11 protein-coding genes are annotated in these 14022 nt (G+C 62.9%); 4 read left to right on the forward strand and 7 right to left on the reverse strand.

The features are described from left to right. The 4 genes from ACYVDE_RS04815 to ACYVDE_RS04830 form a co-directional block, all read left to right on the forward strand. The coding region (locus ACYVDE_RS04815; protein ID WP_460500333.1) for a TonB-dependent receptor domain-containing protein at nt 1-1410 on the forward strand (1410 nt) is incomplete at its 5' end. Nucleotides 1411-1485: 75 nt separating this feature from the next. Then, complete coding sequence (locus ACYVDE_RS04820) at nt 1486-3198, forward strand: assimilatory sulfite reductase (NADPH) hemoprotein subunit (protein ID WP_460500334.1); 1713 nt, start codon at nt 1486-1488, stop codon at nt 3196-3198. A gap of 29 nt (nt 3199-3227) precedes the next feature. Beyond that, nucleotides 3228-4751 carry a TSUP family transporter gene (locus ACYVDE_RS04825; protein ID WP_460500335.1) on the forward strand — a complete coding sequence of 508 codons (1524 nt, stop codon included), beginning with the start codon at nt 3228-3230 and terminating at the stop codon, nt 4749-4751. Nucleotides 4752-4807: 56 nt separating this feature from the next. Further along, the gene (locus tag ACYVDE_RS04830; protein ID WP_460500336.1) at nt 4808-5353 is read left to right on the forward strand and encodes a hypothetical protein; all 546 of its coding nucleotides are present in this window, start codon (nt 4808-4810) and stop codon (nt 5351-5353) included. 91 nt (nt 5354-5444) lie between these two features. Here the strand turns inward: ACYVDE_RS04830 and amaB are convergent, their stop codons facing one another. The 7 genes from amaB to ACYVDE_RS04865 all read right to left on the reverse strand — a co-directional run. Beyond that, complete coding sequence (amaB, locus tag ACYVDE_RS04835) at nt 5445-7049, reverse strand: aldehyde dehydrogenase family protein (protein ID WP_460500338.1); 1605 nt, start codon at nt 7047-7049, stop codon at nt 5445-5447. 139 nt (nt 7050-7188) lie between these two features. Further along, a complete protein-coding gene (locus ACYVDE_RS04840) occupies nt 7189-8373 on the reverse strand; it encodes an AAA family ATPase (RefSeq protein WP_460500339.1) in 1185 nt (394 codons plus the stop codon). A 328-nt stretch (nt 8374-8701) separates the two neighbouring features. Then, on the reverse strand, nt 8702-10204 hold the full coding sequence (locus ACYVDE_RS04845) for a S1C family serine protease (protein ID WP_460500340.1): 1503 nt from the start codon (nt 10202-10204) through the stop codon (nt 8702-8704). Between the two features lie 251 nt (nt 10205-10455). Then, a complete protein-coding gene (locus ACYVDE_RS04850) occupies nt 10456-10986 on the reverse strand; it encodes an Hsp20/alpha crystallin family protein (RefSeq protein ID WP_460500341.1) in 531 nt (176 codons plus the stop codon). Between the two features lie 243 nt (nt 10987-11229). Next, nucleotides 11230-12045, reverse strand: coding sequence for a hypothetical protein (locus ACYVDE_RS04855; RefSeq protein ID WP_460500342.1), 816 nt, complete (start codon nt 12043-12045; stop codon nt 11230-11232). 79 nt (nt 12046-12124) lie between these two features. Continuing rightward, a complete protein-coding gene (locus ACYVDE_RS04860) occupies nt 12125-13315 on the reverse strand; it encodes a M20 metallopeptidase family protein (protein WP_460500343.1) in 1191 nt (396 codons plus the stop codon). A 208-nt stretch (nt 13316-13523) separates the two neighbouring features. Next, nucleotides 13524-14022, reverse strand: a 499-nt coding sequence (locus ACYVDE_RS04865; RefSeq protein WP_460500344.1) for a hypothetical protein, incomplete at its 5' end; no start/stop codon positions are given.

The raw sequence follows: 14022 nt of genomic DNA on the forward strand, positions 1-14022 counted from the left end.
GCCGAGCCCGGCACCCCCGCCTTCGAGGCCCTGAAAGCCCAAATCGTGAACACCAACAACTGGGACAGCGGCGTGAACGTGGCCGGCGCGCCCATCCCCGGCGGCGCGGCCCTCACCCAGCGCAGCCGCACCTACCACACCGAGGGCGTCTGGAACCTGGGCCCGCGCGTGAAATTCGTGGATTTGCTGGTGGGCGCCGATGCCCGCGTGTACCAGATTATCCCCGACGGCAACAACTTCGTCGATTTCAGCCTGCCGCTGGCGGAGCGGAATCAGGCCGGCGGCAGCTACGTGTACTACAAGAAATACGGCGCCTTCGGCCAGGCCACCAAGCTGCTGCTCGGCGACAAGCTGAAGCTGACCGGCTCGCTGCGCGTCGACTACAACCCCGAGTTCACCGCCAAAATCAACCCGCGCTTGGCCGCCGTGTACACCCTGGCTGAGAAGCACAACTTCCGCGCCTCCTACCAGAATGGCTGGCGCTTCCCCTCGTTGTTTGAGGCGCTGTCGTTCGTGAACAACGGCAACGTGCGCCGCGTGGGCGGCCTGGCCCGCGTGAACGAAGGCCTGAACTACCTGCAAAACTCCTACACCCGCACCAGCATCGACCAGTTCAACGCGGCCGTGAATGCCTACGTGGCCGCCACGCCCGGCAGCACCGCCGCCCAGGCCGCAGTCTTACCCCAAAATCGCGACCTGCTGAAAGTCGCCAACCTCCCCACCGAGCAGCCCGAGCAAATCAACGCCTACGAAGTAGGCTACCGCAGCGTGCTCCTCGACAACCGCCTGGCCATCGACGCCGATGCCTACTACAACATCTACTCCGGCTTCCTGGGCCAGGTGGAGGTGAGCGTGCCCAAAGACGCCAGCGGCGCGCAAGTGCCCGTCGGCTCCGATGCCGCCGCCCTGGCCGCCCTGCGCGCCAACCGCGATGCCCGCCAGGACCGCTACCGCGTGTACACCAACTCGCGCCAGGACTACCACAGCTACGGCTCCACGCTGGGCCTCACCTACAACTTCTACCAGAAGTTCACCGTGGCCGGCAACGTGAACTACAACGCTCTGTCGAAAAACAGCCAGGCTGACGTGTTCGTGACCGGCTTCAATACCCCAAAATGGGCCACCAACGTGTCGGTTGGCAACCGCGAAATCGTGAAAAACTTCGGCTTCAACGTGAACTGGCGCTGGCAGGACTCCTTCTACTGGGAAAGCCCGCTGGCCAACGGCCAGGTTCCCGCCTATGCCACCCTCGATGCCCAGGTGAACCTGCGCGTGCCCACCCTGAAATCCACCATCAAGCTCGGCGGCACGGACATTCTCAACAAGCGCTATTTCCAATACGCCGCCGGCCCCACCATCGGGGCGCTGTATTACGTGAGCGTCGTTTTCGACGCCACGGTGCTGCATTGATTGTAGCGCGGACTTTTAGTCCGCGAGTTGCCCTATCCACGCGCGGACTAAAAGTCCACGCTATATCCCTCGCCAATGTCCGAAATCACCATCCCACAGAAACTTTCCGAAGTCGAGCACGTCAAAATTGCCAGCCGCTACCTGCGCGGCACCATCGTCGAGAGCCTGCGCAACCGCCTCACCGGCGCGTTGAACCACGACGATACCCACCTCATCAAGTTCCACGGCTCCTACCAGCAGACCGACCGCGACCTCGATTCCGAACGCAAGCGCCAGAAGCTGGAGCCGCTGTTTTCCTTCATGATTCGGGTGCGGGTGCCGGGCGGCGTGGCCACCGCCGCCCAGTGGCAGCGTATGGATTCCCTGGCAGATGCCTACGGCAACGGCACCCTCAAGCTCACCACCCGCCAAACCTTCCAGCTGCACGGCGTGCTGAAGCGCGACCTGCGCCCCACCGTCCAGGGTTTCAACGATGCGCTGCTGGACAGCATTGCGGGCTGCGGCGACGTGAACCGTAACGTGATGTGCAACGTGAACCCGCACGAATCGGCGGTGCACGGCGAGGTGCAGGCCGTGGCCGCCAAAATCAGCGCCGACCTCACGCCGCACACCACCGCCTACCACGAAATCTGGCTCGACGGCGAGTTGCAGAACACCACCGAAGCCACCGACGACGCGGAGCCCATCTACGGCAAAACCTATCTGCCGCGCAAGTTCAAAATCGCCCTGGCGCTGCCGCCATACAACGATTCCGACATTTTCTCGAACGACATCGGCCTCATCGCCATCGAGGAAAACGGCCGGCTACTCGGCTTCAACGTGGCCGTGGGCGGCGGCCTGGGCATGACATTCGGCTTGCCCGAAACCTACCCGCGCTTGGCCGACCTCATCGGCTTCGTGCCCACCGAAAACGTGGTAGACGTGTGCGAGAAAATCGTGACCATTCAGCGCGACTGGGGCAACCGCGAAAACCGCAAGCTCTCGCGCCTCAAGTACACCATCGACCGAGCAGGCTTACCTGCCTTCGTGGCCGAGCTACACCAGCGCCTGGGCTACGAGCTGGCCGAAACCCGCCCCTATCAGTTCCACAGCTCCAGCGACGCGTTCGGCTGGACTGGCCCGGCCAATGGTCCCTCGCACCTCGTGCTCTTCGTGGAAGGTGGCCGCGTGCTCGACCGGCCCGGCTACCGCCTCAAAACCGCGTTGCGCGAAATCAGCGCCTTCCACACCGGCGAATTCCGCCTCACCGGCAACCAGAATCTGATTCTGGCCAACATCGAGCCCGCCCACCGCATCCGCATCCAGGCCATTCTCGAAGCCCACGGCGCGGCCCCGAAGGCCGAGCAGCTCACCGCCCTGCGCCGAAACGCGCTGGCCTGCGTGGCCCTGCCCACCTGCTCGCAGTCGTTTGCCGAAGCCGAGCGATACCTGCCCCAGCTGCTCGACAAGCTCGACGCCGTGATTCGCGCCCACGGCTTGGCCGAGGCGGGTATTCTGATTCGGATGACGGGCTGCCCCAACGGCTGCGCCCGCCCCTACCTGGGCGAAATCGGGCTGGTGGGCAAGGCCCCCGGCCGCTACAACCTCTACCTCGGGGCCAACCACGCCGGCGAGCGCCTCAATAAGCTCTACCGCGAGATGCTCGACGAAGACGGCATCCTGCGCGAGCTCGCGCCGCTGCTGGCCAACTACGCCGCCGAGCGCCAGCCCAAGGAGGGCTTCGGCGACTTCGTGGTGCGTACCGGTGTGGTAGCGGCTACCACCCACGGGCTGAATTTTCACGCCTGATTTCGTATCTTACTGCTACGTTCTGAGCTATGCCAACAAACAAACCAACCCCGGCGACTCCGGCAGTAGCGACGCTGCCGCCGGAGTCGGCCCCGGCGGCCAACCACCTGTTTCCCATCTTTCTAAAGCTGGACACTATGCGCGTGCTCTTGGTGGGCGGCGGCAACGTGGGACTGGAAAAGCTGGGCGCCATCCTGCGCAATAGCCCCGAAACCGCCGTGACCGTGGTGGCTCCGCTCCTGCTGCCCGAGCTGCGCGAACTGGCCGCCCGCCACCCCCGCGTGCAGCTGCATCAGCGTCCCTACCAGGATTCCGACCTCGACCACGCCGACATCCTCTTTCTGGCCACCGACGACGTGGAGCTACACCGCTACATCGGCACCGCCGCCGCCGCCCGCCGCCTGCTCACCAATGTGGCCGATACGCCCGAGCTGTGCGATTTCTACCTCTCGTCGGTGCTGCAGAAGGGCGACTTGAAAATTGCCATCTCCACCAACGGCAAGTCGCCCACCATCGGCAAGCGTCTGCGCGAAGTGCTGGCCGAAGTGCTGCCCGCTGAGCTGACATCGGTGCTCAGCCAGATGACCGTCATCCGCAGCCGCTTGCAGGGCGACTTTGCCGAAAAGGTAAAATCGCTGAACGCCGTGACCGCCGAACTGGCCAACGGCCCTGCCTACGAAACGCCCGCCACCGCCTACTGGCGGCGGGTGGCCACGGCCTCGCTGGTCACGTTCGCGGGGTTCATCGTGCTCAATATCCTGTCGTACTACTTCACTTGGCAGCAGGCCTGGGACGTGGCGCGCTCGTCGGGCACGTTCTACACGTTTGTGGCGGTGGGCTTTCTGGCCCAGCTGGTCGATGGCATGCTGGGCATGGGCTACGGCGTGGTGTCGGCCATCAGCTTGATGTCGCTGGGGCTGAGCCCGGTGTCGGTGAGTGCCAGCATTCACACGGCCGAGGTATTTGCCAGCGGCGCGTCGGGCTACAACCACTACCGCTTCGGCAACGTGAACAAGCGCCTATTTCGGGTGCTGCTGCTGCCGGGCATTGCCGGCTCGGTGAGCGGCGCGCTGTTGCTGGCGCACTTCGGCGAAACCTACGCCGGCTATGTGAAGCCCATTCTGGCCGTGTACCTGCTGTTTCTGGGGCTGCGCATCATCACCAAAGCCTTCCGCAAAGTGTCGCAGAAGCGCCGGAAGGTGAAGAATGCCGGCTGGCTCGCCGGGGCCGGCGGCTTCCTCGACTCGTTTGGTGGGGGCGGCTGGGGGCCGCTGGTCACGAGCACGCTCATCACCAACGGGCGCACGCCGCGCTACGTCATCGGCACGGTGAGCCTGGTGGAGTTCTTCGTGACGTTTGCCAGCGCCTTCACGTTTTTCACCATTCTGGGCATCTCACACTGGCAGATTGTGCTGGGCCTCATCGTGGGCGGGGTGGCGGCCGCGCCCATTGCCGCCCGCCTGACCGGCCGCCTGCCCACCCGCTGGATGTTCGTGGGCGTGGGCCTGATGGTGATTCTGTGGAGCCTCTGGGCGCTGCGCAAGCTGCTGTAGCGGCGGGCTTACTTCGGCGTTTACCTTTGCCGCTTTCGCACCACTTATTCCTTTCCATGCGTCAGCGTTTTCTTCCCATTTTACTACTCAGCGCGCTGCTGGGCTGCAGCAAGTCCGACTCCAACCCCATCATGGATTTTGGGGAAGGTGAAGGCATTACCTATCGCGACAATACCGCCCGCCCCAGCGGCCCACAAGACCCCACCGACTGGACTTCGGACGGCGAGTGGAATAAGCAGGAACGCGCCTTGTTTTCCGAGTTGAGCTTTAACCTTAATGGCGCGCAGCAGCCGGCCCTAGTCAATTCCACTTACCTCTTCGCCAACCCGGCACAGGTCGCCCAGGCTACCTGGTCGTTCCAAACCCAACGCAACACCAGCGGCGGGGCCGCAAGCTACACCATCCGCGCCGTCATTGTCGACCGGAAATACACGGTGATGGGCAAGCTCGGCCCCAACGAACTCATCCTGGGAGAGCAGTTTTCACTGAACTATGCCAGCATGGGGCTGCAGCCCAATGAACTGTACCGGCTTTACTACGTGCTGTATAATTCTGGCGGCTTGGTGTATAAAGGCCACGGCGACCTGCGCTACAGCCGTTAAAGCCGACTACCAAGACACAAAGAGGCCCCGCCGAATGCATCGGCGGGGCCTCTTGTCGTTTCCGACAACGGGCTGAAGCCCGCGCTACGGTCTAGATATCAAACTTGATGCCCTGGGCCAGCGGCAATTCGGTGCTGTAGTTGATGGTATTGGTCTGGCGGCGCATGTACACCTTCCAGGCGTCGGAGCCCGACTCGCGGCCGCCGCCGGTTTCTTTCTCGCCGCCGAACGCGCCGCCGATTTCGGCCCCGCTCGTACCGATGTTCACGTTGGCAATGCCGCAGTCTGAGCCGCTGGCGGCCAGGAAGGCTTCGGCCTCACGCATGTTCAGCGTGAAAATGGACGACGACAGGCCCTGGCGCACGTCGTTCTGCAGGTCAATGGCCTGCTGCACCTCGCCGCTGTACTTGATGAGGTAGAGAATGGGCGCGAAGGTTTCTTCCTGCACCGTGTGATAGTGGTTTTCGGCCTCTACCAGCGCGGGCTGCACGTAGTGGCCGCCGGCCAGCTTGTCGCCGCTCAGCACCTGGCCGCCGGTCAGCAGCTTGCCGCCTTCGGCCTGCACCTGCTCCAGCGCCGCCGTGAACATCTTCACCGCGTCAGCGTCAATCAGCGGGCCCACCAGCGTGCCTTCCTGCAGCGGGTGGCCGATGGGCAGCTTCGGGTACGTAGCCAGCAGGCGGTTTTTCACCTCCTCGTACACGCTCTCCTCGATAATGACGCGGCGGGTGCTGGTGCAGCGCTGCCCGGCCGTGCCCACCGCCCCAAACACGATGGCGCGAATGGCAATGTCGAGGTCGGCGTTTTTCGTTACGATGATGGCATTATTGCCACCCAATTCGAGCAGGGCGCGGCCTAGGCGGGCGCCCACCACTTCGCCTACTTTCTTGCCCATGCGGGTGCTGCCGGTGGCCGAAATCAGCGGCAGGCGCTTGTCGGCGGCCATGGCGGCCCCGATGCTGGCATCGCCGATGATGACGCTGAACACGCCTTCGGCAATGTCGTTCTCGGCCAGCACGTCCTTAATGATGTGCTGCACGGCCACGGCCGTGAGGGGCGTTTTCTCCGAGGGTTTCCAGATGCTCACGTCGCCGCATACGGCGGCCAGCATGGCGTTCCAGCTCCACACGGCCACCGGGAAGTTGAAGGCCGAGATGATACCCACCAGGCCCAGCGGCTGGTACTGCTCGTACATGCGGTGCGCGGGGCGCTCCGAGTGCATGGTCAGGCCGTGCAGCTGGCGCGAGAGGCCCACCGCGAAGTCGCAGATGTCAATCATCTCCTGCACTTCGCCTAGGCCTTCCTGCAGGATTTTGCCCATCTCGGCGCTCACCAGTTTGCCCAGTGGCTCCTTGTATTCGCGTAGCTTGTTGCCAATCTGGCGCACAATCTCGCCGCGCTTGGGGGCCGGCACCAGGCGCCAGGTTTTAAAGGCTTCTTCGGCCGCCTTCACCACCGTTTCGTAGTCGTCGGTGGTAGCGAAGGCCACGCTGGCAATGCGGCGGCCGTCGGCGGGCGCGTTGATGACGCGGCGCTCGGCATTCTGGGCGCCGCCCCAGGTGCGGCCGGTGCTGTAGGCGGCGTTGTCGGCCTGCACGCCGAGCTGGCGCAACACGTCCTGAATGCCGTGGGGGTCGTGGTGGGGATGCTCAACGGTTACGTCGGCGGCAGTAGCTTCTTCGAGGGCCTGCTTCATAGGGGTGTTGGGGATGGGATGTTGCGGCGGCAAAGCTACGGTTTGCCGCGGAGTTGCGGCAGTTGTTGTCCGGGTGCGGGCTTCTTCCCCGCAACGCATCAGCGTCTACCCCCCTTATGCCTTATCCCCAACACCTCCCCTACACTTTGCGGCCGGTCACCTCGTGGGCCAGGTGGTGCAGGTTGTTGAACACATCGAGGCTGTCGCGCTGCAGATTGCGCACTTCCTCGTTGCTCATTTGCCGGATTTTGGTCTGGAAGTCTTTGTAGTACACTACAAACACGGCCAGCTCGGGCATCAGGTGCTCGTAGGGCACCATGTTTTCAAGCACGCTATCAAAGAAGTAAGGGCTGTGCGTGGTCACGAAAAACTGGTTGGTTTCGTGGGCCACCATGCGCTCGGCCAGCTGCATAATGTAGCCCGGGTACGAATGCGACTCCGGTTCCTCCAGCAAAATCACCGCCTCGCGGCTCGAATCCATCGCCGCCATGTGGAAGCCGTAGCGCCGCAGCGTGTCGCCCGCGCCCGAGTAGGGGTAGGCCACGCTCAGCCCGTCCACATCCTTCATCACCTCCAGTCGGCGCACGTCGGCGCGCACCCGCAGCTGCTGGTGCTGCTCGTTGAACAGGGCCTTAAACTCGTGGCGCAGGGCTTGGTTGGTTTCCAGCACCTGCACCAGGTTGTTGCCGTGGGGCGGGCACAAGGTGGCGTCCGCGTAGCGCCGGTCGATGCGCCCCGTGCTTTTGAAACGGAACGGCTTCACCGCCCGGGGCTGCCAGTTGCGGGCCGACGACGGCCCCGGCCAGTCCCGCACCCGGCCTTTGGCATCGAACTCCAGGTAACGGTAGTCGGGCTCGGGCAGCGTGGCCAGCACGTCGAAACGCTGCTGCAGGCGGCCGAGCAGCATGGCATCGTCCGCGGCCCGATTCTTCGGGCGGCCTTCGGGCAGCGTCAGCCCCAACTGGTCGCGCAGCAATCGATAAGTAGCTTGGCTGAAGGCGCCGTATTGAAAGCCCTTGCCCCGCCCCTGCCCTTTCGGCTGCCGGGCCAGCAGGCACACGTCGTGGTCCGATTCTATCCGCACCGGATTGGTCAGGTTGCTGTCGTGAAAGAGTTGGGCCGGCTCATCGTAGCGGATAAAGCTGCGCATAAACTTCTTTTTGCGCTCAAACGGCAGCGCCCCCAGCAAGCTCATGGCCTCCAGCACCGTCGATTTGCCCACGTTCGGCTCCCCAATGATGAGATTGACGCGCCGCGGATGCAGCACGGCGTGCCGAATGGACTTGAAATTATGGATGACCAGCGTGTTGATAACGTTTTCCATACTCGGGTGCGGCCACCCGGCCGGGCTGACGGCAGCAGGCAGCGAGCCGGGCAATAGGTCCCGGCTTGGGAGTGCGTGTACGGCAATCTACAAATAATGGTGATTAAAATCACATTTAATTCTGTCACATAATTTTATGTACCCAGCTGGCAATTAATAATATATTACAAAAAACTTATGTTTTTTCGCGCGAACAAATAGCACTTTTACTTTTCTGCCTGAACCGTCCCAATTCAGGACGCACAGCTGAATCCAATTGCCCCGAAACGAAAAAAGCCGCTGCCCATCGACAGCGGCTTTTTAGTCGGCATGCAGTGCTATTTCAGTTCTATTCCTGCCCGATGGGGTAATAGGCTTTGCGGCCGTCGGGATAAACGCCTTCTACCAGCGCGCCCGAGTTGTTGCGGGCCTGGTCGAGGTAGTTTTTCACGTCCGAAGGCTTGGTCACCACGTTCTTGTCGATACGGGTGATGATGAAACCGTCGGCCATGCCCGTCTCGCGAAAGTTGCTGCCCTTGATGCCCGAAATTTTGGCACCGCCCTCAAGGCCCAGCTTGGCTAGGTCGCGGGGTGCTACGGCAGCAATGGTCGCGCCTTCGTACTTGATGGCAGCCGCGGCGGCATCTTCGCGCACCACGCCGGTGGTGCCGGTGGCGTTGCGCAGCACGGCCTCGGTGGTGCTGGCCGAGCCATCGCGCAGGTAGCTCACCTTAATCTTGTCGCCGGGGCGGAAGCGGGCTACCTGCTCCTGCAGTTGCGAAGAGGTGTTCACGGCTACGCCGTTGATTTGGGTGATAACGTCGCCCTTCTTCAAACCGGCCTGCGCTGCGGCCCAGCCTTCAGTGAGACCCTGCACGTACACGCCGTTCAGCGTGTTCAGCTTCTTCTCAGAGGCCAGCTTGGCATCCACTTCCTGAATCTGCACGCCGAGCAGAGCGCGCTGCACCACTTTGTACTTCAGCAGGTCGTCGACCACTTTGCTGGCCAGCGAGCTGGGAATGGCAAACGAGTAGCCTTCGTAGCTGCCCGTGTGCGAGGCAATGGCCGAGTTGATGCCGATGAGGTCGCCGTTGAGGTTCACGAGGGCGCCGCCCGAGTTGCCGGGGTTCACCACGGCGTCGGTCTGGATGAACGACTCGATGCCCATGTTGTCCTTGCGGCGCAGGATGTCAATGTTACGCCCCTTAGCCGAGATAATACCGGCCGTTACGGTCGAGTTCAGGTTGAAGGGGTTGCCCACGGCAAGCACCCACTGGCCCACTTTCACGTCGTCGGAGTTGCCGTATTTCACGAAGGGCAGGTTGTCGGCCTTCACTTTCAGCACGGCTAGGTCGGTGTTGGGGTCAGCCCCCACCAGCTCGGCGTCGAACTTGCGCTTGTCGTCGAGCACCACCTCAATCTTCGAGGCTTTGTCGATAACGTGGTTGTTGGTCACGATGTAGCCGTTGGCGGCAATAATTACGCCCGAGCCCGAGCCCTGGCCACCACCCTGCGGCTGCTGGCCATGAAACTGGTCGAGTTGGTCGCCGAAGAACTGGCGCAGGAAGGGGTCCATCTGCATCTGGCGCTGGTCAACGGGCGCGGCGGCGTACTCGGTCATTACGTGCACCACGGCCGGGGTTACGGCGGCGGCGGCGGCTACGAAGTTCAGGCCCTCGGGCACGGTGTAGGGCGTGCTCCGCATCTCGGAAGTGTAACGCACCTGGGGGTTGGCGGCTACAGCCTGCGGGGCCACGGTAGCGGGCTCCAGCAGCTTGTACCCCCCCACGGCCACGCCGCCGCCCAAAATGGCGGAGCCGAGCAGGCCGAGCATCATTTGTTTTGCTTGCATGGGTAAGGGAAAATGGAAAAAAGTGAATGGGTGATTGACGAGTCTAAAATAGAAACCGCCGGATGAACGCCGCATGATGCGCCGGGCCGGTCTGGCTCCACAACGCAGCAATGATTCAATTTAGCGTCCGTGGGTTGCTTTTAGCAGAAAACAGGCCAAAGCAGCGCGTGGCAGGCAATTTTAGCCTACAACAGGCGAGCTTGCAAAAAAGGCAACCCTTGGGGTGCCTTTTTTGCAGAAACTCCGCCCGCTTAGCGGATTTCGATGTGCTGCTTGGTCACTTTTTCCGTGTCGAAGGGCAGCGTGATGCGCAGGATGCCATCCGTCAGCTCGGCGCCGATGGCCTTCACGTTCACCGTATCGGGCAGGCGGAAGCTGCGGCTGAAGTGGCCGTAGTTGGTTTCGACGCGGCGGAATTTGGGTGCGGCCGGGGCCTCGGGAGCTACCACGGCGGGCGTGTTCTCGGCCGTTTCGGCCGGGGCTTCGGTGGCAGTAGCAGCGGCCTCCTTCACGGCATCGGCCGGGTTGGGGCGGGTGCCCGATACCACCAACTGGCCGTCGAGAAACTCGATGCTCACGGCTTCTTTTTTCAGGCCGGGCAGGGCCAAGTGCAGCTCAAAACCAGTGGCGGTTTCGAGCACATCGGTGGCGGGCACGAAGGCGGGCGTGGGTTGGTTCTGGGCGGCGGGCGCTTGCGGCTCGCGGAGCATGTCGGCCAGCATGGCACTCAGGGCGCGGCTGGGACGGAGGGAAGGGCGGTTGTTATACAGCAGAGTTGCCATGATTGATTAGAAATTAAGGAGTTGAAAGGATAGTCGCCAGGTGCGACACAACTGCTTTCCTTAAATTCTATACCAACCCGCCCTTCCAGCCTTTTTACCCGACAAAATGTCTTATTTCAGCATTTTGCCAAATCAAATACTAGCCATTACAGTTGATAAATCTTCACCCATTGTCTTCAATCAGCCAAAATCATAAAACTCAGCGACCGCCAATTCGTCAGCAACAACCGAAGGAGCCAGCGACTAGTGCTGCGTGGGCAACTGCTGGCGGGTGGCGGCATCCTTGCCGTTGAGGAAGGTGTAGCGCAAGTCAAGCCCCAGCACCGGCGCGACGGAATTGACGCGCCCGGCCGGGATAGTGACGTTGCCCAGCGCGTCGGTCTGGGCCAAGCCGAAGCTGTACTGCGTCTGATAAGCAAACCAAGGCGTGAAGTCGAAGGCCGGGCTGATGCGCATGCCCACCTCGGCCCGCAGGCTAGTGAACTGGATGGTGCGCTCCTCCACGTTGGGGTCGTCATCGGGCGAAAAGGCGCGCAGGTGGGTGGCGGCCTCGTAGCTCAGGCGCGGGCGCAGGGCCACGGTGCTGCCTACGGGGAAGATTTTCTCCAGGTCGGCGCGCAGGCGGGCGTAGGTAGCGCCCTTGGCGCCCGTCTGGCCCGGCAGTAGGTATTCCACGCTCAGGCGCTGGCCGAAGGTGAGCGGGCCCACGGGGCTGCGGTGGCGCAGCAGCACCTCCGGCAGCAGCGCATATGTCTTGCCGAAGCCGATGTATGGCAGCGTGGCCCCCAGGCTCCAGTGCTCGTTCAGAAAATGCTCGTAGCCCACGCTCAGGCGGCGCTGGTCGAAGCCCAGGAAACGGTTGGGGTCGGCGTAGCCGTTGTTGTCGGTGTTCTGCAGGCCGCGGGCCGAAATCAGCAGGTAATCGGAGCCGTCGAGGGCCACTTCGGCCTGGGCCTCGGGTTGCAGCTGCAGGCCGAATACGGTGCGGCGGGTTTGGGCGGCGGCGGGGCGGGCCAGCAGGCCGGCACCCACGAGGGCCAGAAGTAGCAGACGGTTCATGATGTAGCGTGGACTGTTAGTCCGCGAGTATTAATGGATGGATGCACGCACTCGCGAACTAAAAGTTCGCGCTACTGCTCTACCGGCCCAGCTCCTCCAGCGCCAGCCAGGCCATAAGGCCGGGGCCGGTGGTGAGGGCCTGCTCGTCGATGTCGAAGGTAGGCGTGTGCACCGAGGCGGCAAAGCGGCCGTCTTCGTGGCGGGTGCCGAGGCGGTAGAAGCAAGAGGGCGCGGCCTGCGAGAAATAGGCGAAATCCTCGGCGGCCATCCACTGGTCGAGCTCCACCACGTTTTCGGGGCCGAGGTAGGCTTCGGCGGCGGCGCGCACGCGGGCTGTAAGGGCGGGCTCATTTTCCAGATACGGATAGCCCACCCGGATTTCGAGTTCGCAGGTGGCGCCCATGCTTTCGGCCAGCCCCTCGCAGAGGCGGCGCAGGTGCTGGTGGGCTTCGGCGCGCCACTCCTCATTCAGGGTGCGGAAGGTGCCTTCGATGTAAACCTCATTGGGAATAACATTGGTGGCCCCATTGGCGATGACCTTGCCAAAGCTCAGCACCGAGGGCAGCTTGGGATTGGCGCGGCGGCTCACAATCTGCTGGGCGGCCACAATGATGTGGGCCGCCACCAGCACGGGGTCGAGGTTCATTTCGGGCATAGCGCCGTGGCCGCCCTTGCCTTTGATAGTCAAGTATAGCTCGTCGGTGCTGGCCATGTAGCGGCCGGGGCGCAGGCCGATTTTCCCGGCCGGCAGGTGCGGAAATACGTGCTGCCCCAGCACGTGGCCCACGGCCGGGTTCTCCAGCACGCCCTCCTTAATCATCAGCGACGCGCCGCCGGGCAGCCGCTCCTCGCCGGGCTGAAACATCAGCTTCACGGTGCCCTTGAACTCGCTTTTCAGCTCCGTCAGGATGCGGGCCGCGCCCAGCAGCGAGGCTGTATGCACGTCGTGCCCGCAGGCGTGCATCACGCCGGGGTTGGTCGATTTGTAGGGAATGTCACTCGCTTCGGTGATGGGCAGCGCGTCCATATCGGCCCGCAGGGCGATGGTAGGCCCGCCGGGCTGCCCTTCGATGAGGGCCACCACGCCGGTATTGGCCAGCGGCTGCGGTTTTAAGCCCAGCTTCTTCAGTTCCTTCGTCACGAACGCGGCCGTGTTCACTTCCTCGAACGAGAGCTCGGGGTGGGCGTGCAGGTGGCGGCGAATAGCGACCGTATCGGCGGCGTGGGCGGCGGCGAGGGCCTGAATTCGGGGAATAAGGGTGTTGGACATGGCAGTGAGGCAGTGAGGCGGTCAAACTCCCCTCCTTGGATGAGGAGGGGATGTTCAAGCGCTAGCTCGAACGGGGGTGGTTGAACTCGTTGAACGATAAGTAAGCACGTCGTTCGGGTGTCGTTCAACGATTTTACTACCCCGATTTTCACTTCGTGAAAATGTCCCCTCCTTAAAAAGGAGGGGAGTTTGACGTTCTGCTCCTCCTCTACGGGTTTTTGTTCAGCAGTACTTGGGTCGACTCCAGCTCCAGCTTGGGGGTAAGGCCACGTAGGCGGGCCATCGCGCGGGCCGCGTCGAGCTTGGTGAGGTAGTCGCCGATGTAGAGGCGGTACACCGGCGATTTGAAGGTGATGTAGTCCGTTTCGTCGGGGTAGCGGCCGATGATGCTACGCCGGATGGCCATCACCTGGTCGCGCTCCAGCCCCAGGTACACCAGCAGGCGGTAGCCCTGGGCGTACTTTACGTTCTGATTGGTGTAGGCCTGGTCACGCAGGCGCTGCTCTACCTGAGCATTCACCGCGTTAGTGGGCGGCACGGCAGTTTTCACAGCCGGCGTAGCCGCTACGGGCACCACTTTGGGGGCCGAAAAAACGGGGCGGTACTTTGTCAAATCTTCGGCCGGCATGGGCGCGGCGGTGGCCACGGCCTTTTTGGTGGTATCGGCCGGGGCACTGGCGCGGGGGGCCTGCGCGGCCGTGCCGGCA

This window comes from Hymenobacter agri (genome assembly GCF_054778495.1).